We start from the raw sequence: 26,423 nt of genomic DNA on the forward strand, positions 1-26,423 counted from the left end.
AGCGCGGCGGCACGGCCGGCCTCCAGGCGCGCCACGGGGATGCGGAAGGGGGAGCAGGAGACGTAGTCCAGGCCCACCTCGTGGAAGAAGTGCACCGACTCGGGGTCGCCGCCGTGCTCGCCGCAGACGCCGAGCTTGAGGTCGGGGCGGGTGGCCCGGCCGGCCTCGGCGGCCGCGCGCACCAGCGAGCCGACGCCGTCCTTGTCGATGGTCTCGAAGGGGCTGACGCCGAAGATGCCCTTCTCCAGGTACGCGGTGAAGAAGCTCGCCTCGACGTCGTCGCGGGAGAAGCCCCACACGGTCTGGGTCAGGTCGTTGGTGCCGAAGGAGAAGAACTCGGCGGCCTCGGCGATCTGGCCGGCCGTGAGCGCGGCCCGCGGCAGCTCGATCATGGTGCCGAGGGTGAGCCCCAGGCCGGTGCCGGTGGCCTGCTCGACCTCGGCGATGACCCGCTCGGCCTCCTCACGGACGATCTCCAGCTCCTGGACGGTGCCCACCAGCGGGATCATGATCTCGGCACGCGGGTCGCCGCCGGCGGTCGCGCGCTCGGCCGCGGCCTCGGCGATGGCCCGCACCTGCATGGCGAACAGGCCCGGGATGACGAGGCCGAGGCGGACGCCGCGCAGGCCGAGCATCGGGTTCTGCTCGTGGAGCTTGTGCACGGCCTGGAGCAGGCGCAGCTCGTTCTCGTGCGGCTCGCGGCGGGCCTCGGCGAGCGCGACCCGCACCGACAGCTCGGTGATGTCGGGGAGGAACTCGTGCAGCGGCGGGTCGAGCAGGCGGACGGTGACCGGCAGCCCGTCCATGGCCTCGAAGAGCTCGACGAAGTCGGCCTTCTGCAGGGGCAGCAGGGCCCCGAGGGCCTCGTCCCGCTCGGCTTCGGTGTCGGCGAGGATCAGGCGCTCGACCATCTCGCGGCGCTCGCCGAGGAACATGTGCTCGGTGCGGCACAGGCCGATGCCCTGGGCGCCGAAGCGGCGGGCGCGGGCGGCGTCCTCGGCGTTGTCGGCGTTGGCCCGGACCTGCAGGCGGCGGCCGCCGTCGGCGTAGGACATCATCCGGTGCACGGCCTGGACGAGCTCGTCCGCACCGGCCGCATCGGCCTGCATGCGGCCCTCGAAGTACTCGACGACCGGGGAGGGGACGACGGGCACCTCGCCGAGGTAGACCTTGCCGGTCGAGCCGTCGATGGAGACGACCTCGCCCTCCTCGATGACGACCCCGCCGGGGGCGGTCATACGCCGGCGCTTGGTGTCGACCTCCAGCTCCTCGGCGCCGCAGACACAGGTCTTGCCCATGCCGCGGGCGACGACGGCCGCGTGCGAGGTCTTGCCGCCGCGCGAGGTGAGGATGCCCTCGGAGGCGATCATGCCGTCGAGGTCGTCGGGGTTGGTCTCGCGGCGGATGAGGATGACCTTCTCGCCCGAGCGCGACCACTTCACGGCGGTGTAGGAGTCGAAGACGGCCTTGCCGACGGCCGCGCCGGGCGAGGCCGCGATGCCGCGCCCCAGCAGCTCGGTGTTCGCCTTGTCGTCGAAGCGCGGGAACATCAGCTGCGCGAGCTGCCCGCCGGTGACCCGCTGCAGCGCCTCGGCCTCGTCGATCAGGCCCTGGTCCACCAGCTGCGTGGCGATACGGAAGGCCGCGCCCGCGGTGCGCTTGCCGATGCGGGTCTGCAGCATCCACAGCTTGCCGCGCTCGATGGTGAACTCGATGTCGCACAGGTCCTTGTAGTGCGTCTCGAGCGTCTCCATGATCTGCATCAGCTGGTCGTAGGACGCCTTGTCGATGCGCTCCAGGTCGGCGAGCGGCACGGTGTTGCGGATGCCCGCGACGACGTCCTCGCCCTGGGCGTTCTGCAGGTAGTCGCCGTAGACGCCCTGGTGGCCGCTGGCGGGGTCGCGGGTGAAGGCGACGCCGGTGCCGGAGTCGGGGCCGAGGTTGCCGAAGACCATGGAGCAGATGTTGACGGCGGTGCCGAGGTCGCCGGGGATGCGCTCCTGGCGGCGGTAGAGCTTGGCGCGGTCGCCGTTCCACGAGTCGAAGACCGCCCGGACGGCGAGGTCCATCTGCTCGCGCGGCTCCTGCGGGAAGTCCCGGCCGGTCTCCTTGGCGACGATGCCCTTGAACTCCTCGACCAGGCGCTGCAGGTCGGCGGCGTCGAGCTCGACGTCGGTGGTGACGCCCTTGGCGCGCTTGGCCTCCTCGAGGGCCTCCTCGAAGAGTTCGCCGTCGACGCCGAGGACGGTCTTGCCGAACATCTGGATGAGGCGGCGGTAGGAGTCCCACGCGAAGCGCTCGCTCCCGGCCTGGGCGGCGAGCCCGGCCACGGAGGCGTCGGAGAGCCCGATGTTGAGGACGGTGTCCATCATGCCGGGCATGGAGAACTTGGCACCGGACCGGACCGAGACCAGCAGCGGGTCGTCCGCCTGCCCCAGCTTCTTGCCCATCTGCTTCTCGAGGGCGTCGAGGTGGGCGGAGACCTCGTCGCGCAGGGCGACGGGCTCGGTGCCGCTCTCGAGGTAGACCTTGCAGGCTTCGGTGGTGATGGTGAAGCCGGGGGGTACGGGCAGGCCGAGGTTGGTCATCTCGGCGAGGTTGGCGCCCTTCCCGCCGAGCAGGTCCTTCAGGTCCTTGTTGCCCTCGGTGAAGTCGTAGACGAACTTCTGCTGATCTGTGGTTTCCGGCACGGGACTCGACTCCTCACTGGGGTCCCCCCGTACACAGTTGGGGGAAGGCGTGCTCAAACGTGCTGACGGCGGGGAGCGTACCCAGATCGAAGGCTTATGAGGAGGTCCACCCCCCGGCCATATGGGCGTAACCGCCTGTCAGCCAGCAGATCGAAAGTCACGCCCCGGTAAAGGGCCCGAAAGCCGATCGTTCGACTTCTGAAGACAGAATGACAAAAAGAAGTCGGCAGATCACGGAGGGTCGATCGACGGCGAGGTGAGCCGTCGACTTGTGAAAGCAAGAGGGGTGGCACGCAGTGCCACCCCTCAAGAGATGCACCCCCGGATCAGACGCTCATCTGAGCGGGACCCTGATCAGGGGTGGCGAGAATCACGCCTCCTCAGCCGCCGGATGTGTCGAGTTCGGCGTCCGCACTGACGGCCGCGCAGTCGTACGGGTCGTCCAGCCAGCCGTCCGGGAGCACCACGCGGTTACGGCCGGACGTACGGCCGCGGGGGCCGTCGGCGCCGACCGGCCAGGACTGGTCCAGATCCAGCTCGCTCAGATGAGCGTCCAGCTCGTCCAGGGACGAGGCGATCGCCAGCTTCTTGCGCATGTCCGAGCCGATGGAGAAGCCCTTGGTGTACCAGGCCACGTGCTTGCGGAAGTCGATGACGCCGCGCTCCTCGCTCTCCAGCCACTCGCCGAGGAGCGTGGCGTGGCGCAGCATCACGCGAGCCACCTCGCGCAGGGTGGGCGCGGCGAAGGCGCCGCCGCCCTCGAAGGCCGTGACCAGGTCGCCGAAGAGCCACGGGCGCCCCAGGCAGCCGCGGCCGACGACGACGCCGTCGCAGCCGGTCTCGCGCATCATCCGCACGGCGTCGTCCGCCGACCAGATGTCGCCGTTGCCGAGCACGGGGATCTCCGGCACGGCCTCCTTGAGACGGGCTATGGCCTCCCAGTCGGCGGTGCCGCTGTAGTGCTGGGCAGCCGTGCGGCCGTGCAGGGCGACGGCGGTGACGCCCTCCTCGACGGCGATCCGGCCGGCGTCGAGGAAGGTGATGTGGTCGTCGTCGATGCCCTTGCGCATCTTGATCGTCACCGGGAGGCTGCCGGCGTTGCCGACGGCCTCGCGCAGGATCGAGCGCAGCAGGTTGCGCTTGTAGGGCAGGGCCGAGCCGCCGCCCTTGCGGGTGACCTTGGGGACCGGGCAGCCGAAGTTGAGGTCGATGTGGTCGGCCAGGTCCTCGTCCACGATCATGCGGACGGCCTTGCCGACGGTGACCGGGTCGACGCCGTAGAGCTGGATCGAGCGGGGCTTCTCGGTGCCGTCGAAGTGGATCAGCCGCATGGTCTTGGCGTCGCGCTCGACCAGGGCGCGGGTGGTGATCATCTCGCTGACGAACAGCCCCTTGCCGCCGGAGAACTCGCGGCACAGCGTGCGGAAGGGCGCGTTGGTGATGCCCGCCATGGGGGCGAGGACCACCGGCGGCCACACGGTGTGCGGGCCGATCTGGAGCGGCGTGGCGGCGTCATTCGTCATGGGCCCATTGTCGCGTACCGCGACCGGGAGTTTAGTTGTACTCTTAAAATCATTGGAGATGTACAACTATCTGTTGTGCGCCCGCTCCCAGGGGGTCCCCGTGCCTGAGCTCTCCCGGCGCCGCCGGCTGCTGATCCTCGCCATCTGCTGTACGAGCCTGCTGATGGTGAGCCTCGACAACACGATCCTCAACGTGGCGCTGCCCTCCATGCAGCGGGAGCTCGGCGCCTCCGTCTCCGGGCTGCAGTGGACGATCGACGCCTACACCCTCGTCCTCGCCTCGCTGCTGATGCTCGCCGGCTCGACCGCCGACCGGCTCGGCCGCAGACGCGTCTTCCAGGCCGGGCTCGTCCTCTTCACCGCCGGCTCCGTGCTGTGCAGCCTGGCGCCGGGGCTCGGCTGGCTGATCGTCTTCCGCATGGTGCAGGCCGTGGGCGGCTCCATGCTCAACCCCGTCGCCATGTCGATCATCACCAACACGTTCACCGACCCCCGGGAGCGGGCCCGCGCCATAGGCGTGTGGGGCGGTGTCGTCGGCATCAGCATGGCCGCCGGGCCGATCATCGGCGGCGCGCTCGTCGAGACGACCGGCTGGCGGGCCATCTTCTGGATCAACCTGCCGGTCGGGCTGGCCGCGCTCGCCATGACCGCGCGGTACGTGCCCGAGTCCCGCGCCGCCACCGCCCGCCGGGCCGACCCCGTCGGCCAGCTGCTGGTGATCGCACTGCTCGGCTCGCTCACGTACGGGATCATCGAGGGCGCCGCCGCGGGGTGGGGCTCGCCGCTCATCCTCGGCTGCTTCGCCGTCGCCGCCGCCTCCCTCGCCACGCTCGTCCCCTACGAGCGGCGCCGCGCGGAACCTCTGATCGAACCGCGGCTCTTCCGCAGCGCGCCCTTCAGCGGCGCCACCGTCACCGCGGTGTCCGCCTTCGCCGCGCTCGGCGGCTTCCTCTTCCTCAACACCCTGCACCTGCAGAACGAGCGCGGCCTCTCCGCCCTCGACGCCGGCCTCTACATGCTGCCCATGGCCGTCATGTGCCTGGTCTTCGCGCCGCTGTCCGGCCGGCTGGTCGGGGTCCGCGGGCCGCGGCTGCCGCTGCTGCTCGCCGGGGTGGCCATGACGGCGAGCGGCCTGCTCTTCGCCGCCTTCGACGCGGGCTCCTCCGATGTCCTGCTGTTCACCGCCTACGTCCTCTTCGGCATCGGCTTCGGCCTGGTCAACGCGCCCATCACCAACACCGCCGTCTCCGGCCTGCCGCGCGCCCGGGCCGGGGTCGCCGCCGCCGTCGCCTCCACCAGCCGGCAGGTCGGCAGCTCGCTGGGCGTCGCCGTGATCGGCGCGGCCGTCGCCGCGGGGCTGCAGGAGACCGGCTGGTGGATCGTCGCGGGCTGCGGTGCGGCCGTCCTCCTGGTCGGTACGATCACCACCGGCCGCTGGGCCGCCCGGACCGCCGAGCGCGCCGCGGCCCGCCCCGACCCCCACGCCGAGCGGAACAGGACCCCGGTGACGACACCATGACCGCGCACGACACACACGACGAGGCCGCGCAGCGTGCCTGGGGGCAGCTGCGGGAGATCGTCCTCGGCGGCAACGAGCGCCGCAAGGAGGTCGTCGAGGCGCTCGGCATGAGCTTCTTCCGCATCAAGGCCCTGCGGCGGATCGCCCGGGGCCCGCTCACGCTCCGCGAACTGGCCGAACAGCTGCTCACCGACCGGCCCTACACCACGCTGGTCGTGGACGACCTCGCCGGGCGCGGCCTGGTGGAACGCACCGCGAACCCGGCCGACCGCCGCTCGAAGATCGTCTCGGCCACCCCGGCGGGCCATGAGGCGGCGGCCCGGGCCGAAGCCATCCTCGGCACCCCGCCCCCGGCCCTCCTGGCCCTCCCCCCGGAAGACCTCGCGGCCCTGGCCCGCATCACGGCCCGCTTGACGGGAACACCGGAGCGGAACGCTTCGGAGTAAGGCCGCGAGCCGGCCCGAAGGCCGGTCCGGCCGGCCTGCCTGCCCCGGACCCAGGCCGGTCCGGCACCGCCGGGCTCCACGGCGGGGGGGGGGCGCTCGCCGCAGCGGCGGCCAAAATATCCGCCGCAACGGCGAGAACCCGAACGACGCTCCCGACGGTGCCGAACCGCCCGCACACGCCGGGCCGAAGGCCCGCCCGGCACCGCCGGACACCACCGTGATGGTTGCTCACCGCCGCGGCGGAAAGACTCCCGCCGCGACGGCGAGGACCCCGACGGCGCTTCCCGACGGCGCTTCCCGGCGGTGCCGGACCGCGCGGCCGGCGGCCGCGCCCCGTACCGGGTCAGGCCGTCGGCCCGCGCGTCAGCGCCGCCAGGCGTTCGTGAGTCGTGGCGTCCGCGGGAGTGAATGTCACGAGGCGTCCGCCCGGGTGGGGGCCCGTCCAGAGGCTGGTGTGGTTCAGGTGGAGTTCGCCCGTGCGGGCGTGCCACAGGGTGCGGACGCGGTAGGCCGTGACAGGGGCAACCTCGTGGCGGGCCCACAGCGCCCGGAACTCCGGTGACGCCCGCAGCAGCTTCGCCAGCAGGTGCTTCCAGGCCGGGTCGGCGAGGTGCTCGGCCATGGCCGCGCGGAACTTGGCCGCCATGGCCCGGATCGTCTCCTCCCGGTCGACGAACGTGGCCCGCACCTCGGCGTTGGTGAAGGCGAGCCACATGCAGTTGCGCTCCTCGGGCGGCAGCTTGTCGAGGTCGCACATCAGCGCGCTGTAGGTGCGGTTGTAGGCGAGGATGTCGTAGCGCGAGTTCTGGATGCAGGCGGGGAACGGCTCCAGCCGGTCCAGCATCATCCGCAGGTCCGCGGAGACCCCGGGGCAGTCGGTCTCCGGCAGCGGATCGACCGCGCCCGCGAGGGCGAAGAGGTGGCTGCGCTCGCTGCGGTCGAGCTGGAGGGCGCGGGCGACGGCGTCGAGGACCTGCGGCGAGACCTTGATGTCGCGGGCCTGTTCCAGCCACGTGTACCAGGTGACGCCGACGGCGGCGAGGTGGGCGACCTCCTCCCGGCGCAGCCCGGGCGTACGCCGCCGGGGCCCGCGCGGCAGCCCGGCCTGTTCGGGGGAGACGCGCTCGCGGCGGCTGCGCAGGAAGGCGGCGAGCTCCCCGCGGCGCACGTCGTCGGCGGTGGGCGCGGGGACGGCCCGGAATTCCTGCAGCATTGTGGTCATGCCTCCAGCGTGCGCGAGGCCGGCGGCCCGTTCCAGGTAGTGCTGGTACCAGGATAAGAAGGCTCTGGTACCGGGCTGGGCGAGCGGGCATCGTCGGGACGGTGAGCGATACCCGGATAACCTCCCCCACCGAAGCGGCCGTTGCCGCCACCGTCCCGCAGCCCGCCCCACATCCCGCCCTGTCCCCCCTGGGCCTGTTCACCGTGCTGACCGGCGCGGCACTGCCCATGGTCGACTTCTTCATCGTCAACGTCGCCCTGCCCGCCATCGACCACGACCTGCACGCGGGCCCGGCGCTCCTGGAGATGGTGGTCGGCGGCTACGGGGTCGCGTACGCCGTCCTGCTGGTGCTCGGCGGGCGGCTCGGCGACATGGTGGGGCGGCGCCGGCTGTTCCTGTGGGGCACGGCCGCGTTCGGGGTGACGTCGGTGGCGTGCGGTCTGGCGCCGGGCGCGTGGGAGCTGGTGGTCGCGCGGATGGCGCAGGGCGCGGCGTCCGCGCTGATGCTGCCGCAGGTGCTGGCGACGATCCAGGCCACGACGAGCGGGGCGGCCCGGGCCCGGGCGCTCAGCTTCTACAGCGGTACGGCCGGGGTGTCCGCCACGGTCGGCCAGGTGCTCGGCGGGGTGCTGGTCGCCGCCGACGTCGCGGGCAGCGGCTGGCGGTCGATCTTCCTGGTGAACGCGCCGGTCGCGGCGGTCGCGCTGATCCTGGCGGGCCGCGCGGTGCCCGAGACCCGCTCGGCCCGACCGACGCGGGTGGACGGCCTGGGCACGGTGCTGCTGTCGCTGTCGCTGGTCTCCCTGCTGGTTCCGCTGACGGAGGGCCGGGCGACGGGCTGGCCGGTGTGGGCGTGGGTGCTGCTGGCGGTCTTCCCGTTCGCGGCGGTGGCGTTCGCCGTCACGGAGCGGCGCCTGGAGCGGTCCGGCGGGGAGGGTCGGGCCCCGCTGGTGCCGCCGTCGCTGCTGCGGGTGCGCTCGGTGCGTACGGGGCTGGCGGTGCTGGTGCCGTTCTCGCTGGGCTGGGGCGGCTTCATGTTCGTCCTGGCGGTGGTGCTGCAGGAGGGGCTGCGGCTGGGGCCGCTGGCGGCGGGGCTGTCGCTGGTGCCGATGTGCGTGACGTTCTTCGCCGGCTCGCTGGCCGGGCCGCGGCTGTTCAGCCGGTACGGCCGGCGGGCCGTGACGGCCGGGGCGCTGGTGCAGGGGGCCGGGCTGCTCGCGGTGGCGGCGGCCTTCTACCGGGGCTGGGACGCGGCGGACCTGTGGGGCCCGTGCGTGGCGCTGGCCGTCCAGGGTCTGGGCCAGGGGCTGCTGCTGCCGCTGACGCTGCGGACGGTGCTGAGCGAGGTGCCGGTGGCGCAGGCGGGCGTGGGCAGCGGGGTCATGGTCACCACGCAGCAGTCGTTCATGGCGCTGGGCGTGGCCACGCTCGGGTCGCTGTTCCTGTCGCTGTCGGACGCGGTGGGGATGCGGGATGCGCTCGCGGTGACGCTGGGGGTGCAGCTGGTGACGGTGGTGGCGACGGTGCTGCTGACGTTGCGGCTCCCACGAACGAACGACTGACAGATATTGAAATCTGTCAGTTCATGTGTCACTCTTCGAGGGAGCCCGCAATCCGGCTTACCCACTTCTGGGTGGATTGCCCCTTTCTGCCCGCTTCCCCTCCGAAGGAGCTCCCGTGCAGCACCGCACCCTCGGCACCACCGGCCCCCAGGTCTCCGCCCTCGGTCTCGGCGCGATGGGCATGTCCGCCCTCTACGGCGAAGCCGACCGGGCCGAGTCGATCGCCACGATCCACGCCGCCCTCGACGCCGGCGTCACCCTGATCGACACCGGCGACTTCTACGGCATGGGCCACAACGAACTGCTCATCGGCGAAGCCCTGCGCACCACGAGCGAGGCCCACCGCGCCAAGGCGCTCACCAGCGTCAAGTTCGGCGCCCTGCGCGACCCGGACGGCGGCTGGTCCGGCTACGACGGCCGCCCCGCCGCGGTGAAGAACTTCGCCGCCTACTCCCTGCAGCGCCTGGGCACCGGCCACATCGACGTCTACCGCATCGCCCGCGTCGACCCCGACGTGCCGATCGAGGAGACGGTCGGCGCCATCGCCGAGCTCGTCGAAGCCGGCCACGTGCGCCACATCGGCCTCTCCGAGGTGGGCGCCGACACCCTGCGCCGGGCCGCGGCCGTGGCGCCCATCTCCGACCTGCAGATCGAGTACTCGCTGATCTCCCGCGGCATCGAGGAGGAGATCCTGCCCACCGCCCGCGAGCTGGGCATCGGCGTCACCGCGTACGGCGTGCTCTCGCGTGGCCTCATCAGCGGCCACTTCAGCCGGGACCGGCAGCTCGGCGCGGGTGACTTCCGCGGCATGAGCCCGCGCTTCCAGGGCGAGAACCTGCAGCGCAACCTCGACCTGGTCGACGCGCTGCGCAAGGTCGCCGAGAGCAAGGGCGCGAGCGTCGCGCAGACCGCCATCGCCTGGGTCCTCGCCCAGGGCGAGGACATCGTCCCCCTCGTCGGCGCCCGCCGCCGCGACCGCCTCACGGAGGCGCTCGGCGCGCTCGGCCTGACCCTGGACGCCGGCGACCTCGCCGCCATCGAGGCGGCCGTCCCCGCCGGCGCGGCGGCCGGCGCGCGCTACCCGGAGTCCCAGATGGCCCACCTCGACAGCGAACGGTGAGCCCTGCGGGCGGCTCGCCCGGCCCTCGGGCGGGGTGCGTCCGGCACCGCCGGACCCCACGACGGTGGTTGCTCGCCGCGGCGGCGGAAGATGCGTCCGCCGCGGCGGGGCCGGGACACACGGCCTCTCAGCCCTTCCCGCCCCGGCAGGAAAACCCGCCGCGACGGCGCGCAACCCCCACCGACGCACCCGGCGGTGCCGAGCAACCCGGACCCGAGGCCGGAAGGCCGGAACGGCACCGCCGGACTCCACCGCGGTGGCTGCTCGCCGCGGCGGCGGAAACATACGTCCGCGGCGGCGGAAGGATCCGCCCGGCTCCGCCGGATGAACGCGGTCGGCGCCGGACAGGTACCGTCCATCTGGGCGTATCACCGGAACCGCCCGCCCCCAGCCGAAAGGTACGAGCCCGTATGACGCCCGCGCCGCTGACTCCCGAGCGCATTCTCGAAGCCACCGAGGACGTGTTGCGCCGCTTCGGGCCCGCCAAGGCCACCGTGGTCGACGTCGCACGTGCGCTGGGCGTCAGCCACGGCAGCGTCTACCGGCACTTCGGCAGCAAGGCCGCCCTGCGGGAGGCCGTCACGCAGCGCTGGCTCGACCTCTCCCACGCGGAGCTGTCGGCCGTCGCCGACGCGGACGGCCCCGCCGGCCCGCGGCTGCGCTCCTGGCTCGCCGCGCTGTTCGCCGCGAAGCGGCGCAAGGCGGGGGACGACCCCGAGCTGTTCGCCACGTACATGGTCCTCGTCGGCGAGAACAGCGCCACGGTGGACCGGCACATCGAGACGATGATCGGGCAGCTGGCCCGCATCGTGGAGAGCGGCGTCCGCGGCGGCGAGTTCGCCGTGACCGACCCCGCGGCCACGGCCCGCGCCCTCTGGGACGCGACGAACCGCTTCCACGACCCGGCGTACGCCGCGGACTGGTCCCTCCCGGGGATCGACGCCGCGTTCGACGCCGTCTGCTACCTGCTGCTGCGCGGCCTGCAGGGCTGAAAAACCGTCAGCCCGCGCCCCCGCCGTCCGAGGCCCCGCCGTCCGACGCCCCGTCAGCCCGCGCCCGGTCAGCCCACGCCGAGGAACCGCAGGACCGCCAGCACCCGCCGGTGGTCCGCGTCCGCCTTCGGCAGGTCCAGCTTCGCCAGGATCGAGTTGATGTGCTTGGCGACGGCGCTCTCGCTGACGACCAGCCCCTCCGCGATCCCCGCGTTCGACCGCCCGGACGCCATCAGCTCCAGCACGTCGCGCTCGCGCGGCGTGAGCCGGTCCAGCGGATCGCTGTGGCGGCGCAGCAGCAGCTGCGAGACGACCTGCGGGTCGAGCGCGGTGCCGCCGGCCGCGACGCGCCGCAGGGCGTCGATGAACTCCTCCACGTCGGCGACCCGCTCCTTGAGCAGGTAGCCGACGCCGCGCGTGTCCCCGGACAGCAGGTCGGCGGCGTAGCGCTCCTCCACGTACTGGGAGAGCAGCAGCACGGCCGTGTCCGGCCACTGCTTGCGGATGACGAGCGCGGCGCGCACGCCCTCGTCGGTGAAACCGGGCGGCATGCGCACGTCGAGGACGGCGAGGCCGGGCCGGTGCTCCTCCATCGCCGCCAGCAGCGCCTCCGCGTCGCCGGTCTCCGCGACCACGTCGAACCCGGCCGCCTCCAGGACCTTCACCAGGCCGACCCGGAGCAGGACGGAATCCTCGGCGATCACGGCGCGCACGGCAGCTCCACAGTCACGACGGTCGGGCCCCCCGCGGGGCTGCTGATCGAGAACGTGCCGTCGACCGACGCGACCCGCTTGGCCAGCCCGGCCAGCCCGCTGCCGCCCGCAGGGTCGGCCCCGCCCACGCCGTCGTCGGTGACGACGACGAGAAGTATCCCCCCTCGCCGTTCGACGCGGACGCCGGCCCGGGTCGCCCGCGCGTGCTTGACGACGTTGGCGAGCGCTTCGGAGACCACGAAGTAGGCGACGGCCTCGACGGTCGGGGCGGGCCGGTCGGCGAGATCGACCGTCAGCCCCACGGGCAGGGGCGTCCGTTCGGCGATGCCGGACAGGGCGGCGTCGAGGCCGCGGTCCTCCAGCACGGCCGGGTGCAGGCCGCGCACGAGGTTGCCGAGCTCGGCGATGGCCTCCTTGGCCTCGCGGTGCGCCTCGTCGATGACCTGGCGGGCCTCGTCGGGCAGGTCCTTGAGCGTCACCTTGGCCAGCCCCAGGTTGACCGCCATCGACACGAGCCGCTGCTGGGCCCCGTCGTGCAGGTCGCGTTCGATGCGGCGGCGCTCGGCGTCCGCGGCGTCCACCACGCCGGCGCGGCTCGCGGCGACCTCCTCGACGCGCTGCTCCAGCACCTCGGTGCGGCTGGGGCCGAGGCGGGCCGTGGCGGCGCGGGTGTCGAGCCGGGCGAGCGCGCCGGAGAGCCAGGCCGCGCCGTAGATCCCGGCGAGTCCGGCGGCGGTGAGGTAGGCGGCCTGTACGGCGTAACCCACCTGCGCCAGCCGCGTTCCGGGCGGCAGGGCCCAGACCCAGATGTAGACCGTGGCGGCCACCGCGGCCGCCGCCCCCAGCAGCAGCGTCAGCGCGCCGCCGAGCGCGATCAGCGGCCCCGCCACCAGGTGGTAGCCCAGCTGCCGCCACGACCAGGACCGCCCCGCGACCGGTATCTCCACCCCGAGCCACGCCCGGAACCGCGCCCGCTGCGCCCGTGTCAGCACGGGGCAGGCGGCCCCGAGGACCGCCGTCATCACCGCGAGGGCGAGCAGGCAGCTCGACGCCTTCGTCGGCCCGCCGTCCAGCCACGGCACCGCCAGCACGGCGAGCGCCCCGAACTGGACGAGCCCGCCGACGGCGAGGAAGACGGCGGCGCGGCCGGCCCCGTCGAAGGGGCGGCGGACAGGGGTGGGGATTCGCATGGTCACACGGTAAGTGCGCAGGTCAGGGGCGGGCGATGGTGCTGGCGTCCGGCTCGGTGGTGCAACTGGTGCCACCCTCGGGCGGATGCCCGGGGAGGGAACGCGGAAAGGCCGGAGGCCCCGGTCCCCGCCGAGCGGGGAACGGGGCCTCCGGCCGTTGCGAAAAAGACGTCAGCAGCCCAGCAGACGCGAGCCCAGGTAGCCCTCGATCTGGTCGAGGGAGACGCGCTCCTGCTTCATCGTGTCGCGCTCGCGGACGGTCACGGCGTTGTCCTCGAGCGTGTCGAAGTCGACCGTGACGCAGAACGGCGTGCCGATCTCGTCCTGGCGGCGGTAGCGGCGGCCGATGGCGCCCGCGTCGTCGAACTCGATGTTCCAGTTCTTGCGCAGGTCCGTGGCCAGGCCCTTGGCCTTCGGGGACAGCTGCGGGTTGCGGGACAGCGGGAGGACGGCGACCTTGACCGGGGCCAGGCGCGGGTCGAGGCGCATCACGACGCGCTTCTCCATGACGCCCTTGGCGTTGGGGGCCTCGTCCTCGTTGTACGCGTCGAGCATGAAGGCGAGCATGGCGCGGTTCAGGCCGGCCGCCGGCTCGATGACGTACGGGAACCAGCGCTCGCCGGCTTCCTGGTCGAAGAAGGTCAGGTCCTGGCCGGAGGCCTGGGAGTGGGCCTTCAGGTCGTAGTCCGTGCGGTTGGCGATGCCTTCCAGCTCGGAGAACTCGGTGCCGCCGAAGTTGAAGCGGTACTCGATGTCAGTGGTGCGCTTGGAGTAGTGGGAGAGCTTCTCCGCGGCGTGCTCGTACCACCGCATGTTCTCCTCGCGCATGCCGAGGCCGGTGTACCAGCTCCAGCGCTGCTCCATCCAGTACTCGTGCCAGGTCTCGTCCTCGCCCGGCTTGACGAAGAACTCCATCTCCATCTGCTCGAACTCGCGGGTGCGGAAGATGAAGTTGCCCGGCGTGATCTCGTTGCGGAAGGACTTGCCGGTCTGGGCGATACCGAACGGCGGCTTCTTCCGCGAGGTCTGCTGGACCTGGGCGAAGTTGGTGAAGATGCCCTGCGCGGTCTCGGGGCGCAGGTAGCTGACCGAACCGGAGTCCTGGGTCGGGCCCAGGTGGGTGGACAGCAGACCGGAGAACAGCTTGGGCTCGGTGAAGGCGCCCTTGGTGCCGCAGTGCGCGCAGTTGAGGTCGGCGAGGCCGTTCTCGGGCAGCTTGCCGTGCTTGGCCTCGTACGCCTCCTCCAGGTGGTCGGCGCGGTAGCGCTTGTGGCAGGAGGTGCACTCGGTCAGCGGGTCGGTGAAGGTCGCGACGTGGCCGGACGCCTCCCAGACCTCACGGGCCAGGATCACCGACGAGTCGAGACCGACGACGTCGTCGCGCGAGGTGACCATGGAGCGCCACCACTGGCGCTTGATGTTCTCCTTGAGCTCCACGCCCAGCGGACCGTAATCCCAGGCGGCACGCTGTCCGCCATAGATCTCACTGCACGGATAGACGAAGCCACGGCGCTTGCTCAGGCTGACGATGGTGTCGATCTTGTCGGCGGCCACGGTGCTCTCTTCATTGCGACGACGAACAGCGAATGACTCAGGTTACCGGCGCTGCCACCCTCCTAATCAAATCGGCTCTGGCCTTGGCTTGACCATGCCCCTCCGCGCCCTCGGCCGGATCACCTTGTTGACAATCGTTTCCATTTTTGTTGAAAATGACTGTCATGAACGTCAGCCGTCTCCGCCCCGCCCATACCACCCGAATACCCACCGCAGCCGTCGCCGCAGCCGCCGTTCTGGGGCTGCTGAGCCTTTCGGCCTGCTCCTCGGACACGGCCGGCAAGGCGAAGGACGGCAAGCTGTCCGTCGTGGCGTCGTTCTACCCCATGCAGTACCTCGCCGAGCAGATCGGCGGCGAGCACGTCAGCGTCACCAACCTGACCAAGCCCGGCGTCGAACCGCACGACCTGGAGCTCAAGCCCAAGCAGATCGGCTCCCTGGGCGAGGCCGGCGCGATCGTCTACCTCAAGGGCGTCCAGCCCGCCGTGGACGAGGCGATCAAGCAGTCGAAGAACAAGCACGCCGTGGACGTGGCCTCCCTCACCGCCCTGGAGAAGCACGGCGACGAGGTCGACGGCAAGCACCACGACGAGCACGGGCACGACGAGCACGGCCACGACGAGCACGCGGACGAGGGCCACGACGAGCACGGCCACGAGGGCCACGACCACGGCGGCGGCGCCGACCCCCACATCTGGCTCGACCCGGTGAAGTACGCCGAGGCCGCCAAGGGCGTCGCCAAGACCCTCGCCGAGGCCGACCCCGAGCACAAGGGCGACTACGAGAAGAACGCCGGCGCCCTGGTGAAGAAGCTCGGCGCCCTGGACGCCAAGTTCAAGGACGGGCTGAAGAACCGCGCCTCGGACACCTTCATCACCACCCACGCGGCCTTCGGCTACCTCGCCGAGCGCTACGGCCTGACCGAGGAGGCCATCAGCGGCCTCGACCCCGAGTCCGAGCCCAGCGCCGCCCGCATCAAGGACCTGCACAAGCTCGCCGGGGAGCACAACGTCTCGACGATCTTCTTCGAGACCCTCGCCAGCCCGGCCACCGCGAAGACGCTGGCCAAGGACCTGAAGCTGAAGACCGACGTGCTGGACCCGCTGGAGGGCATCACGGACAAGTCCAGGGGCCACGACTACGTCGAGGTCATGGAGGCCAACCTGGCCGCCCTGCAGAAGGCGCTCGGCACCAAGTGAGCAACCCGAAGGAGACAGCAGCCATGGAGCAGCCCGTCATATCCCTGCGGGGCGCCACCGCGAGCCTGGGCGGCCGCCCGGTGCTGCGCGGCGTGGACCTGACCGTACGGCCCGGCGAGGTCGTCGCCCTGCTCGGCGCCAACGGCTCGGGCAAGTCCACGGCTGTGCGCAGCATCGTCGGCCAGGTGCCGCTCACCGGCGGCGAGCTGGAGCTCTTCGGCATGCCCCGGCGGCGCTTCCGCGACTGGGCCCGCGTCGGCTACGTGCCGCAGCGCACCACCGCCGCCGGCGGGGTCCCCGCGACCGTGCGCGAGGTCGTCTCCTCCGGGCGGCTGGCCCGCACCCGGTTCGGGATGATGCGCAAGGCCGACAAGGAGGCGGTCATACGCGCCCTGGAGCTCGTCGGCATGGACGACCGGCTCGGGGACTCCGTCGACGCCCTCTCCGGCGGCCAGCACCAGCGGGTCCTCATCGCGCGCGCCCTGGCCGGCGAACCCGAGCTGCTGATCATGGACGAGCCGATGGCGGGCGTCGACCTCGCGAGCCAGGAGGTCCTCGCCGACGCACTGCGCGCCCAGGTCGCCCGCGGGGCCACCGTCCTGCTGGTGCTGCACGAGCTCGGCCCCCTGGAGCCGCTCATCGACCGGGCGGTCGTGCTGCGCGACGGCTGCGTCGTCCACGACGGCCCGCCGCCGGAGGCCGTCGGCCAGCACGCGCTGCCCGGCCACGACCACGTACACCCGCACGCCGGCCCGGCTGCGGAACCGATTCGGACAGGGCTGCTGACCTGATGGACATCCTCGACCTCGCCTTCATGCAGCGGGCCCTGCTCGCGGCGCTCCTCGTGGGCGTCACCGCGCCCGCCATCGGCACCTACCTCGTCCAGCGCCGCCAGGCCCTCATGGGCGACGGCCTCGGGCACGTCGCCCTCACCGGCGTCGGCCTCGGTTTCCTGATGAACGCGAGCCCCGTGTGGACGGCCACGGCCGTGTGCATCGCGGGCGCCGTCGTCATGGAGCTGATCCGCTGGTACGGGCGGACGCGCGGCGACATCGCCCTCGCGATGCTCTTCTACGGCGGCATGGCCGGCGGCGTGATGCTGATGAACCTCTCCGACAACGGCTCCAGCGCCAACCTGAGCAGCTACCTCTTCGGCTCGATCGCCACGGTCTCGGAGGAGGACATCGTCGCGATCTGCATCCTGGCCGCCTTTGTGATCCTCACCACGGTCGGGCTGCGCCGTCAGCTCTTCGCCATCTGCCAGGACGAGGAGTTCGCGCGCGTCACCGGGCTGCCGGTGCGGCTGCTGAACCTGCTCGTCGCCGTCACCGCCGCCGTCACCGTCACCGTCGCCATGCGCGTCGTCGGCCTGCTGCTCGTCAGCGCCCTGATGGTGATCCCGGTCGCCGCCTCGCAGCAGATCGCCCGCAGTTTCAAGGCGACCTTCGCCCTCGCGGTGGGCATCGGCGTCACGGTGACCCTCTCCGGCACCGCCACGTCCTACTACGCCGACGTGCCCTCCGGCGCGACCATCGTGCTCTTCGCCATCGGCCTGTTCGTCGTCCTCACCGCGCTCGCCGCACCCCTGGCGAAGCGGCGCGCGGGGAAGGCCGCGGCGGCCGAGGAATGCACCCTGGACGTGCCGGGCGCGCGCACGGCCGGGGACGACGTCAAGGTCTGACGCCCGTCCGGGCTTGCCCACCCGCCCGCGCGGACTGGCACAATTGCCGTGCGACATGTGCGGATGGGTGTTCAGGCGAGCTGGAGGAGGCAACTGTGGCGACCGCGGGTCCCCCCGTACGCGGCCGGTCCACCAAGCAGCGGGCAGCGGTGGCGGCCGCGCTCGATGAGGTGGACGAGTTCCGTAGCGCGCAAGAACTCCATGACATGCTCAGGCACCGCGGCGCGTCGGTCGGCCTGACCACCGTCTACCGCACGCTGCAGTCCCTCGCCGACGCGGGCGAGGTCGACGTGCTGCGCACCAGCGAGGGCGAGGCGGTCTACCGCCGCTGCTCCAGCGGGCACCACCACCACCTGGTGTGCCGGCTGTGCGGCAAGGCCGTCGAGGTGGAGGGCCCCGCCGTCGAGAAGTGGGCGGACTCCATCGCCGAGGAGCACGGCTTCGTGGACGTCGCGCACACCATCGAGATCTTCGGCACGTGCGGGGAGTGCGCCGCGAAGCGCTGACACCGGCCGCGTGCACCGAGGGCCCCGGGCGATGCCGGGGCCCTCTTGCGTATCCGCGCGCGCTCAGCTCACGCGGTGCCCTGCTCCTCCGCCTGCTGCTGCTCGTTGGGGATCGCCCCGCCGAACCGGCGGTCCCGCGACGCGTACTCCAGGCACGCCCGCCACAGGTCGCGGCGGTCGAAGTCCGGCCAGAGCACGTCCTGGAAGACCATCTCGGCGTAAGCGCTCTGCCAGATCAGGTAGTTGGACGTGCGCTGCTCGCCCGAGGGGCGCAGGAACAGGTCCACGTCGGGCATGTCCGGGTAGTAGAGGTACTTCGCGAAGGTCTTCTCGCTGACCTTCGACGGGTCGAGCCGGCCCGCCTTCACATCGGCGGCCAGCGCCTGCGCCGCGTCCGCGATCTCCGCGCGCCCGCCGTAGTTCATGCAGAAGTACAGCGTGAGCTTGTCGTTGTCCTTGGTCTGCTCCTGAGCGATCTGGAGCTCCTTGGCCACCGACCGCCACAGCTTGGGCATGCGGCCCACCCAGCGCACCCGGATACCGAGCTCGTCGAGCTGGTCGCGGGTCTTGCGGATGAAGTCGCGGTTGAAGTTCATCAGGAAGCGCACCTCGTCCGGCGAACGCCTCCAGTTCTCGGTGGAGAAGGCGTACAGGGAGATGCTGCCGACGCCCATCTCGATCGCGCCCTGCAGCACGTCCAGCACGCGCTCGGCGCCGACCTTGTGGCCCTCGGTGCGCGGCAGGCCGCGGTCCTTGGCCCAGCGGCCGTTGCCGTCCATGACGATCGCGACGTGCTCGGGGACCAGCTCGCCGGGGATCTTCGGCGGCCGCGCCCCGGACGGGTGCGGCTCGGGTGTGCGGTACTCGCGTCGGGAACGGCCCAGAATCCCGCGTCGTGCCATGCGTGCCACTACTCCTTGGTCCCTGTTTCCCTATTTCTCGACATACCGGAGCGAACGGAGGCCGCGCTCCAGGTGCCAGTGCAGATACGCCGCGACCAGGCCGCTGCCCTCCCTGACGTGGCGCGGCTCGCAGGCGTCCGCCGTCGCCCAGTCGCCCGTCAGCAGCGCGCCGAGCAGCCCGATCGCCTCCGAGGAGGGTACGACGCTTCCGGGCACCCGGCACTCCCCGCAGACCACGCCGCCGGCGGCCACCGAGAAGAAACGGTTCGGACCCGGCATTCCGCACCGGGCGCAGGCCTCGAAGCTGGGCGCGTAGCCGTTGACGGCCAGGGAGCGCAGCAGGAAGGCGTCCAGGATCAGGCCCGGGGCGTGCTCGCCCGCGGCGAGCGTGCGCAGGCCGCCGACGAGCAGCAGGTACTGCTGCACGGCGGGTTCGCCCTCGTGGTCGGTGAACCGCTCGGCGGTCTCCAGCATGGCGGTGCCGGCGGTGTAGCGCGCGTAGTCGGCGACGATGGGGCCGCCGTACGCGGCGATGGTCTCGCTCTGCGTGCACAGCGGCAGGCTCCGCCCGACGAGCTCGCTCCCCCGCGCGAAGAACTGCACATCGACGTGCGAGAACGGCTCCAGGCGCGCCCCGAACTTCGACTTGGTCCGCCGCACCCCGCGCGCGACGGCGCGCACGCGGCCGTGGCCGCGCGTGAGGAGAGTGATGATCCGATCGGCCTCACCGAGCTTCTGGGTGCGCAGGACGACGCCGTCGTCGCGGAAGAGACTCAACGCGCACCCCCTCGGGTGTCCGGCCGGGGGTCCGGGGGTTGCCCCCCGGGAGGAAACAGCATGATGCGGTCGGCCTCACCGAGCTTCTGGGTCCTGAGGACGACGCCGTCGTCGCGGAAGAGGCTCATGCAGTTATTGTCCCGTACCGACGAAGGCTGAACGTCCCCGCCTCCGGAGGCACAATGTGACCCCCATGTCGATCTTCCTCCCCCCAGTGAGTACCCGGTGACCCCCATCCGCCGCCGGCGCCGCAGGCGCCACCCCGTCCGTTCCACCGCGGCCGCGGCCCTTCTGTGCGTGCTCGCCGCGCTGTTCCTGCTGTTCGTCACCGTGCCGGACAGGCGCGCCGACAGCCGGGCCTTCGCCACGGCTCCCGCGTGCGTGGGCGACGAGCCGGCCCTGGAGTGCCGCAAGGTGGTCGAGGGCGCGGTGAAGCACACCGAGACCGCTCCGCAGGGCAAGACGACCCACTACTGGCTCACGTTCACGGGGCGCGACGGCTCCACCCACCACGCGGACATGAACGGGCCGCTCTCGGTCTTCGCCGAGGTCAAGCCCGGCGACAAGGTGCGCGCCACCTACTGGCGCGGCAAGATCCGCTTCGTCGACTTCCGCGGCACCGTGCAGCTGACGGCCGACCAGCCAAAGGACGCCTACCGCCTGCCGTTCGCCTGCGGCCTCGGGCTGCTCGTCCTGGGCGCGACGTTCGCCGGGATCGCCTACTGGATGGTCCGGCACTCCGCCCGCGCCCCCGAGCGGTACACCTGGCAGACCACCGTGCCCGCGTGCGCGGGGATCCTGATCGCCGTCGTCGCGTTCGTCGCGGCCCTGGTCACGGACACGGTGCCGACGGCCCTGACGCTGACCGGCGCGGGGGCGGTGCCGGTCGTCCTCGGCGCCTCGTGGCGGGTGCGGGTGCGGCGGCGGCCGGCGGAGAGCGGGCTCGCCCCGGCCGTCCCCGGCAAGGAGAAGCGCTTCGAGGGCGGGGTCGCGGCGGACACCCCGTACGGCGCCGAGCTCATCGGCCCGTACCTGGTGGCGGGTCCCGGCCTGCTCGCGGTGACCCCCGATCCGGCGGGCCGCACGCTCCGCAGGGCGCTGCCGCGCACGCTGGTCGTGGAGGGCGTCCGCGTGCCGCACCGGTCGGACCCGGCGCGCGTCACCGCGGAGGCGGGGGGCCGGCGGAAGGCGCTCCGCCAGGTGGTCGTGGTCTGCCGCGACGGCGACGGGGAGGTGCTCATCGGCGTGCAGCGCAAGCACGCGCCGTGGGTCCTGGGCGCCCTGCAGGAGCCGGCCCCGGGCGGGGCGGGCACTCAGGAGCCCGTCCAGCTGTCCGGGTACGGCTCCTGAGCGGCGGGGGCCCTACGACGGCGTCCGCGCCGCGGCCAGCAGCCGGTCCGTGTCCTCCGGGCAGAGCATGAGCGCCCGGCCGACCGTGGCGAGCACCTCGCGCTCGGCGGGCCGGTAGGGGCCGTCGGCGAGGGCGATGCGGGCGCCCTGCAGCAGGATCGATTCGCGGCCGGCGGGGGCGAGGTGGGGGGCGAGGGGCTCCAGCGCCTCGTGGAGCTCGATGGCGAGGGCCGTGCCCCGGGGGTCGAAGCCGTCCCGCCCGGCGTAGGGGGACGGGGTGCCCAGGTCGGTGCCGTAGGCGCCGGGCAGCCGCCCCGTGTCGGCGGCGAGGGCCTCGATCAGGGTGATCAGCTGCTCCTCGCTGCAGTCCGTGAACCCCGCGGCCCGGACCGCGCCGACGGCCGCTCTGCGGACCGTACGGGCCTCGGTACCGCCCGCTGCGAGGACGGCGAGCGCGACGGTGTGCACGGCGTCGCGCAGCATCGCGGAGAAGCGTGTGGTGGTGGGGTGGTCGAGGACGTCCGTGCCGTAGCGGGCACGGCACGCGGAGCACTCCACGACCGGCCCGACGGGGCCGCGCGGCAGCAGCGGCAGGCCGAAGGCCACGAGGCGGCGGCGCCCGGTGCGGCGGCGGTAATTGCGGTCGCCGCCGCAGCCGGGACAGTAGAACTCGCCGTCGCCGACCGTGCGCCATACGGTGCGTACGCCCACCACACACCGGTCCCGGCCGGGTCGGCCCTGCGCGTGCATCACGGCGCACACCTCCATAACGCCACGGCCTCGTCGCCGCGTTGACGTGATGTTAGCCACATCGATGATGCGACGTCAGTACCCCGTGCGCAGAGTGCGGGCGTCATACGGGGGAACCCGCCACGGGGCCACCGGATACGGTGGATTACCCGTCGTCCCCTTGACGGCGGACCGGCAGCGGCCCGGCGGCCGCCCCGCCTCAGGCCCGGTAGGCCCGGTTGACCGCCGAGACGACGGCCTTGATCGAGGCGCGCGTGGTGTTCGGGTCGATGCCGATGCCCCACAGCACCCGGCCGTCGATCACGCACTCGATGTACGAGGCGGCGCGGGCGGTGGCGCCCTCGCTCATGGTGTGCTCGCTGTAGTCCAGGACCCGGGCGTCGACGCCGGTGGTGGCCAGCGCGTCCACGAAGGCCGAGATCGGACCGTTGCCGGTACCCGTCAGCACCGTGTCGGAGCCGTCCACGACCGCCTCGACGGTCAGCGCGTCGCTGCCCTCGCTCGTGGTGGAGGTCTGCGTGGTGCGCAGCGCGATCCGGCCCCAGGGGTTGCCCTCGGTGGGCAGGTACTCGTCCTGGAAGACCGACCAGATCTCGGCGGGGGTGACCTCGCCGCCCTCGGCGTCGGTCTTGCCCTGGATGATCTTCGAGAACTCGATCTGCATCCGGCGCGGCAGGTCCAGCTTGTGGTCGTTCTTCAGGACGTACGCGATGCCGCCCTTGCCGGACTGCGAGTTCACGCGGATGACGGCCTCGTAGGAGCGGCCGACGTCCTTGGGGTCGATCGGCAGGTAGGGGACGGCCCACTCGATGTCGTCCACGCTCTTGCCCTCGGCGGCGGCGGTGCCGGCCATCGCCTCGAAGCCCTTCTTGATGGCGTCCTGGTGGGAGCCGGAGAAGGCGGTGTAGACCAGGTCGCCCGCGTAGGGGTGGCGCGGGTGGACCTCCATCTGGTTGCAGTACTCGGCGGTCCGCCGCACCTCGTCGATCTGCGAGAAGTCGATCATCGGGTCGACGCCCTGGGAGAACAGGTTCATGCCCAGGGTGACCAGGTCGACGTTGCCGGTGCGCTCGCCCTGGCCGAACAGGCAGCCCTCGACCCGGTCGGCCCCGGCCATGACCGCCAGCTCGGCGGCGGCGACGGCGGTGCCCCGGTCGTTGTGCGGGTGCACGGACAGGCAGATGTGCTCGCGGCGCGACAGGTGCCGCGACATCCACTCGAAGCGGTCGGCGTGGGTGGAGGGCGTGGAGCGCTCGACGGTGGCCGGCAGATTCAGGATGATCTCGCGGCCGGCCTCGGGCTGCCAGACGTCCATGACGCCCTCGCAGACCTCCAGCGCGAAGTCCAGCTCGGTATCGGTGAAGATCTCCGGGCTGTACTGGAAGCCGAAGACCGTCTCGTCGCCGAGGATCTTCTCCCCGTACTCCACGACCAGCCGGGTGCCGTCGACCGCGATCTGCTTGACCTGCTCGCGCGAGCCGCGGAAGACGACCCGCCGGAAGACCGGCGCGGTGGCGTTGTACAGGTGGACGGTGGCGCGGCGGGCCCCCCGCAGGGACTCCACCGTGCGCTCGATCAGCTCCTCGCGCGCCTGGGTGAGGACGGAGATCGTCACGTCCTCCGGGATCGCGTCCTCCTCGATGATCGAGCGGACGAAGTCGAAGTCGGTGGCGCCGGAGGACGGGAAGCCGACCTCGATCTCCTTGTAGCCCATGCGGACCAGCAGGTCGAACATCTCGCGCTTGCGGGCCGGGGACATCGGGTCGATCAGCGCCTGGTTGCCGTCGCGCAGGTCGGTCGACAGCCAGCGGGGAGCCGCGGTGATCCGCTTGCCGGGCCAGGTGCGGTCCGGGATGTCCACGGCCTCGTAGGGGCGGTACTTGTGCACCGGCATCCCGGAGGGGCGCTGGGTCACGGTCGCCGCGGTGAGGGGGGTGGGACGGCCGACGGAAGCGGAGGTCTCGGGCATCTGCGGGGCTCCTCGTAAGTCCTGAGGTGGGGTTCCCCCGGCTCGGCGGCGAGCTCGGGGGAGGCCGACGGGCAGGTCACCACGGGTGACCGCAACGCCTCACACCGCGGGGAGGGGGTCGGCCGATCGACTACAGACCCTCGCCGCGGCAGCTAAGAAGAAGCAGCCCGAAACGCATGATGCACAGCACGGTAGCCGAGCCGGACGGGATGCGGTACGGGCGTTCCAGCATGCGGGACACGGGCGGAACGCGGAACGGTGCCACTCGATTGTGTTAATCGGCGCACCGGGGCCTGACAAGGCCGGGGGCCACTGTCAGATTCGGGCCATGAGTGACAACGTGAAGAGCGTTTTCTGCACCATCGTCCCGCCGCACGTGCTCGACAAGCTCGCCCGGTCCGAGGACTCCGCGCGCGCCGATCTCGCGCAGCGCACCCTGGAGCACGACTCGGCGCAGCGCACCCGGCGCCGGGTCACCGCCCTGCGCGGCCTCGCCGCCCTTGCGGGCACCCCTTCCGACAGTCCGAAGCGGACGATCTACGACGCCCAGCACCGGGCGGTACAGCCGGGCAAAAAGGTGCGCGGCGAGGGCGACCCGGCGTCGAAGGACGCCACGGTCAACCGCGCGTACGCCGGGCTCGGCGCCACCTTCGAGCTGTACCTCAAGGCGTACGGCCGCCGCTCCATCGACGACGCGGGCCTGCCGCTGGACGCCACCGTCCACTACGGCGAGGGCTACAACAACGCCTTCTGGGACGGCAACCAGATGGTCTTCGGTGACGGCGACGGCGACGTCTTCCTGGACTTCACCATCCCCGTGGACGTCATCGGCCACGAGCTCACCCACGGTGTCACCCAGTACACGGCGAACCTGGAGTACTACGGCCAGTCCGGGGCGCTGAACGAGTCCGTCTCGGACGTCTTCGGCTCGCTGATCAAGCAGTACGCCCTGGGGCAGTCCGCCGACCAGGCCGACTGGCTGATCGGCCAGGGGCTGCTGGGCCCGGGCGTGGACCGCGGGGTGGCCCTGCGCTCCATGAAGGAGCCGGGCACGGCCTACGAGGACGACGTCCTCGGCAAGGACCCGCAGCCCGGCCACATGGACGACTTCGTCCGCACCTCCCGCGACCAGGGCGGGGTGCACATCAATTCCGGCATCCCCAACCGGGCCTTCTACCTGGTGGCCACCCGGCTCGGCGGCAACGCCTGGGAGCGCGCGGGCAAGGTCTGGTACGCGACGCTGACCAGCGGGAAGCTCAAGGAGGACGCCCAGTTCGCGGACTTCTCCCGGCTGACCGTGGCCACCGCCCGCACGCTCTACGGCGACGGCGACGAGGTCCAGGCCGTCCTCAAGGCGTGGGAGGAGGTGGGCGTCCCCACCTCGTAGAGACCGCCCGCCGGGGCGAGAATGGCGCCATGCGGATCGTCATCACCCGGACCGGCGGGTTCGCCGGCATCGAGCGGCGGGCCGAGCTGGACACCTCCGGCCGGCCCGACGCCACCCATGTGCAGGCCCTGGCCCACCGCGCGCTCGCCGCGTCGCCCGCCGAGGCGGCGGGCGTGCGGGGGGTGCCGGACGGCTTCCACTACGAGATCGACGTGGACGGCCGCACGGTGCACTGTGCGGACCCTCATGTCAGCCATGATCAGCGTGAGCTGATCAGGCTGGTACTGCGGGAAGGCGCGTAGCGCCTGTCCGGCGGAGCCGGACGGGCCTGCGGCCCGGGGCCTAGAACCCCAGCTTCCGCAGCTGCTTCGGGTCGCGCTGCCAGTCCTTGGCGACCTTCACGTGCAGGTCCAGGTAGACCGGGGTACCGAGCAGCGCCTCGATGTGCTTGCGGGACTTCATGCCCACCTCCTTGAGGCGCGCCCCCTTCGGGCCGATGATGATGCCCTTCTGGCTGGGGCGCTCGATGTAGACGTTGGCGTGGATGTCCAGCAGCGGCTTGTTCGCCGGCCGGTCCTCCCGCGGCAGCATCTCCTCGACGACGACGGCGATGGAGTGCGGCAGCTCGTCGCGGACGCCCTCCAGCGCGGCCTCGCGGATCAGCTCGGCCACCATGACCTGCTCGGGCTCGTCGGTGAGGTCGCCCTCGGGGTAGAGCGGCGGGCTCTCCGGCAGCATCGGCGCGATCAGGTCCGCCAGCAGCGACACCTGCTTGTCGCCCACCGCGGAGACCGGGACGATCTCCGCCCACTGGATGCCCAGCTCCTCGCCCAGCTGCTGGATGGCGATCAGCTGCTCGGCAAGCGCCTTGGAGTCCACCAGGTCCGTCTTGGTGACGATGGCGATCTTCGGGGTCTTCTTGATCCCGGCCAGCTCGCTCGCGATGAAGCGGTCGCCGGGGCCGAGCTTCTGGTCGGCGGGCAGGCAGAAGCCGATGACGTCGACCTCGGCCCAGGTGGTGCGGACCACGTCGTTGAGCCGCTCGCCCAGGAGCGTGCGCGGCTTGTGCAGACCAGGGGTGTCGACGAGCACCAGCTGGGCGTCGGGCCGGTGCACGATGCCGCGCACGGTGTGGCGCGTGGTCTGCGGACGGTTGGAGGTGATCGCGACCTTCGTCCCCACCAGCGCGTTGGTCAGGGTCGACTTGCCCGCGTTGGGGCGGCCGACGAAGCACGCGAAGCCCGCGCGGTGGGGGGCCCGGGAGGGGGACGAGGCGTTATCCATACCGGCCATTCTCCCCGATCCCGGCCCACCCGCCGACCAGCGGCCCGTCCGCCCGGACGGCGCCGGACGGCGCCGAACGCGGCGACG

Annotated in this window: 23 protein-coding genes; 12 read left to right on the forward strand and 11 right to left on the reverse strand. The window is 72.1% G+C overall.

The window, feature by feature from the left end; translation table 11 throughout:
• Both ppdK and dusB read right to left on the reverse strand, forming a co-directional pair.
• The coding region (ppdK, locus tag V7793_RS12895; RefSeq protein WP_336005897.1) for a pyruvate, phosphate dikinase at positions 1–2,690 on the reverse strand (2,690 nt) is incomplete at its 3' end.
• Between the two features lie 380 nt (positions 2,691–3,070).
• Positions 3,071–4,213, reverse strand: coding sequence for a tRNA dihydrouridine synthase DusB (dusB, locus tag V7793_RS12900; RefSeq protein ID WP_336005899.1), 1,143 nt, complete (start codon positions 4,211–4,213; stop codon positions 3,071–3,073).
• Positions 4,214–4,313: 100 nt separating this feature from the next.
• Between dusB and V7793_RS12905 the strand changes: the two genes are divergently transcribed.
• Both V7793_RS12905 and V7793_RS12910 read left to right on the forward strand, forming a co-directional pair.
• A complete protein-coding gene (locus tag V7793_RS12905) occupies positions 4,314–5,732 on the forward strand; it encodes a DHA2 family efflux MFS transporter permease subunit (RefSeq protein ID WP_336005902.1) in 1,419 nt (472 codons plus the stop codon).
• Entirely contained in the window at positions 5,729–6,178 is a 450-nt protein-coding gene (locus tag V7793_RS12910) for a MarR family winged helix-turn-helix transcriptional regulator (RefSeq protein ID WP_336005904.1), read from the forward strand. Before V7793_RS12905 ends, V7793_RS12910 begins: the two co-directional genes overlap by 4 nt.
• Positions 6,179–6,521: 343 nt before the next feature.
• Here the strand turns inward: V7793_RS12910 and V7793_RS12915 are convergent, their stop codons facing one another.
• On the reverse strand, positions 6,522–7,400 hold the full coding sequence (locus V7793_RS12915) for a helix-turn-helix transcriptional regulator (RefSeq protein ID WP_336005907.1): 879 nt from the start codon (positions 7,398–7,400) through the stop codon (positions 6,522–6,524).
• A 101-nt stretch (positions 7,401–7,501) separates the two neighbouring features.
• Here V7793_RS12915 and V7793_RS12920 point away from each other — a divergent pair, with 101 nt between their 5' ends.
• The 3 genes from V7793_RS12920 (at position 7,502) to V7793_RS12930 (ending at position 11,074) form a co-directional block, all read left to right on the forward strand.
• Complete coding sequence (locus V7793_RS12920; protein ID WP_336005909.1) at positions 7,502–8,962, forward strand: MFS transporter; 1,461 nt, start codon at positions 7,502–7,504, stop codon at positions 8,960–8,962.
• 115 nt (positions 8,963–9,077) lie between these two features.
• Positions 9,078–10,082 (forward strand): aldo/keto reductase, encoded by a 1,005-nt coding sequence (locus V7793_RS12925; protein ID WP_336005911.1) that lies wholly within the window; start codon positions 9,078–9,080, stop codon positions 10,080–10,082.
• Positions 10,083–10,492: 410 nt separating this feature from the next.
• The gene (locus tag V7793_RS12930; protein ID WP_336005914.1) at positions 10,493–11,074 is read left to right on the forward strand and encodes a TetR/AcrR family transcriptional regulator; all 582 of its coding nucleotides are present in this window, start codon (positions 10,493–10,495) and stop codon (positions 11,072–11,074) included.
• A 68-nt stretch (positions 11,075–11,142) separates the two neighbouring features.
• Here the strand turns inward: V7793_RS12930 and V7793_RS12935 are convergent, their stop codons facing one another.
• The 3 genes from V7793_RS12935 to V7793_RS12945 form a co-directional block, all read right to left on the reverse strand.
• Positions 11,143–11,787, reverse strand: a complete 645-nt coding sequence (locus V7793_RS12935; RefSeq protein WP_336005917.1) for a response regulator transcription factor — start codon at positions 11,785–11,787, stop codon at positions 11,143–11,145.
• Positions 11,775–12,977, reverse strand: coding sequence for a sensor histidine kinase (locus V7793_RS12940; protein ID WP_336005920.1), 1,203 nt, complete (start codon positions 12,975–12,977; stop codon positions 11,775–11,777). Before V7793_RS12940 ends, V7793_RS12935 begins: the two co-directional genes overlap by 13 nt.
• 171 nt (positions 12,978–13,148) lie before the next feature.
• Positions 13,149–14,531, reverse strand: a complete 1,383-nt coding sequence (locus V7793_RS12945; RefSeq protein ID WP_058044533.1) for a glycine--tRNA ligase — start codon at positions 14,529–14,531, stop codon at positions 13,149–13,151.
• A 164-nt stretch (positions 14,532–14,695) separates the two neighbouring features.
• Here V7793_RS12945 and V7793_RS12950 point away from each other — a divergent pair, with 164 nt between their 5' ends.
• The 4 genes from V7793_RS12950 (at position 14,696) to V7793_RS12965 (ending at position 17,917) form a co-directional block, all read left to right on the forward strand.
• On the forward strand, positions 14,696–15,730 hold the full coding sequence (locus tag V7793_RS12950) for a metal ABC transporter substrate-binding protein (RefSeq protein WP_443057897.1): 1,035 nt from the start codon (positions 14,696–14,698) through the stop codon (positions 15,728–15,730).
• 23 nt (positions 15,731–15,753) lie between these two features.
• Entirely contained in the window at positions 15,754–16,521 is a 768-nt protein-coding gene (locus V7793_RS12955) for a metal ABC transporter ATP-binding protein (protein WP_336005929.1), read from the forward strand.
• Positions 16,521–17,411 (forward strand): metal ABC transporter permease, encoded by an 891-nt coding sequence (locus tag V7793_RS12960; RefSeq protein ID WP_336005931.1) that lies wholly within the window; start codon positions 16,521–16,523, stop codon positions 17,409–17,411. The genes V7793_RS12955 and V7793_RS12960 overlap by 1 nt, the downstream gene beginning before the upstream one ends.
• Before the next feature lie 95 nt (positions 17,412–17,506).
• Positions 17,507–17,917 (forward strand): transcriptional repressor, encoded by a 411-nt coding sequence (locus V7793_RS12965; RefSeq protein ID WP_168092175.1) that lies wholly within the window; start codon positions 17,507–17,509, stop codon positions 17,915–17,917.
• 68 nt (positions 17,918–17,985) lie between these two features.
• On the opposite strand, the gene V7793_RS12970 is transcribed toward V7793_RS12965, so the two are convergent.
• Both V7793_RS12970 and recO read right to left on the reverse strand, forming a co-directional pair.
• Positions 17,986–18,819, reverse strand: coding sequence for an isoprenyl transferase (locus tag V7793_RS12970; protein WP_336005934.1), 834 nt, complete (start codon positions 18,817–18,819; stop codon positions 17,986–17,988).
• A 30-nt stretch (positions 18,820–18,849) separates the two neighbouring features.
• On the reverse strand, positions 18,850–19,596 hold the full coding sequence (gene recO, locus V7793_RS12975; protein WP_336005937.1) for a DNA repair protein RecO: 747 nt from the start codon (positions 19,594–19,596) through the stop codon (positions 18,850–18,852).
• A 225-nt stretch (positions 19,597–19,821) separates the two neighbouring features.
• Here recO and V7793_RS12980 point away from each other — a divergent pair, with 225 nt between their 5' ends.
• On the forward strand, positions 19,822–20,946 hold the full coding sequence (locus V7793_RS12980; RefSeq protein ID WP_336005938.1) for a hypothetical protein: 1,125 nt from the start codon (positions 19,822–19,824) through the stop codon (positions 20,944–20,946).
• Positions 20,947–20,958: 12 nt separating this feature from the next.
• Here V7793_RS12980 and V7793_RS12985 read toward each other — a convergent pair whose 3' ends face one another.
• Together V7793_RS12985 and leuA are read right to left on the reverse strand one after the other, a co-directional pair.
• Positions 20,959–21,696, reverse strand: coding sequence for a tellurite resistance TerB family protein (locus tag V7793_RS12985; protein ID WP_168092184.1), 738 nt, complete (start codon positions 21,694–21,696; stop codon positions 20,959–20,961).
• A 199-nt stretch (positions 21,697–21,895) separates the two neighbouring features.
• Entirely contained in the window at positions 21,896–23,665 is a 1,770-nt protein-coding gene (leuA, locus tag V7793_RS12990) for a 2-isopropylmalate synthase (protein ID WP_336005941.1), read from the reverse strand.
• Between the two features lie 328 nt (positions 23,666–23,993).
• On the opposite strand from leuA, the gene V7793_RS12995 reads away from it, so the two are divergent.
• Both V7793_RS12995 and V7793_RS13000 read left to right on the forward strand, forming a co-directional pair.
• The gene (locus V7793_RS12995; protein ID WP_336005944.1) at positions 23,994–25,052 is read left to right on the forward strand and encodes a M4 family metallopeptidase; all 1,059 of its coding nucleotides are present in this window, start codon (positions 23,994–23,996) and stop codon (positions 25,050–25,052) included.
• A gap of 29 nt (positions 25,053–25,081) precedes the next feature.
• On the forward strand, positions 25,082–25,354 hold the full coding sequence (locus V7793_RS13000; protein WP_168092169.1) for a protealysin inhibitor emfourin: 273 nt from the start codon (positions 25,082–25,084) through the stop codon (positions 25,352–25,354).
• A gap of 40 nt (positions 25,355–25,394) precedes the next feature.
• On the opposite strand, the gene era is transcribed toward V7793_RS13000, so the two are convergent.
• Positions 25,395–26,336, reverse strand: coding sequence for a GTPase Era (era, locus tag V7793_RS13005; protein WP_336005948.1), 942 nt, complete (start codon positions 26,334–26,336; stop codon positions 25,395–25,397).
• Between the last annotated feature and the right edge of the window lie 87 nt (positions 26,337–26,423).

The sequence above is a fragment of the Streptomyces sp. KLMMK genome, from assembly GCF_036961605.1.
In the GTDB taxonomy this organism is placed as follows: Bacteria; Actinomycetota; Actinomycetes; order Streptomycetales; family Streptomycetaceae; genus Streptomyces; species Streptomyces telluris.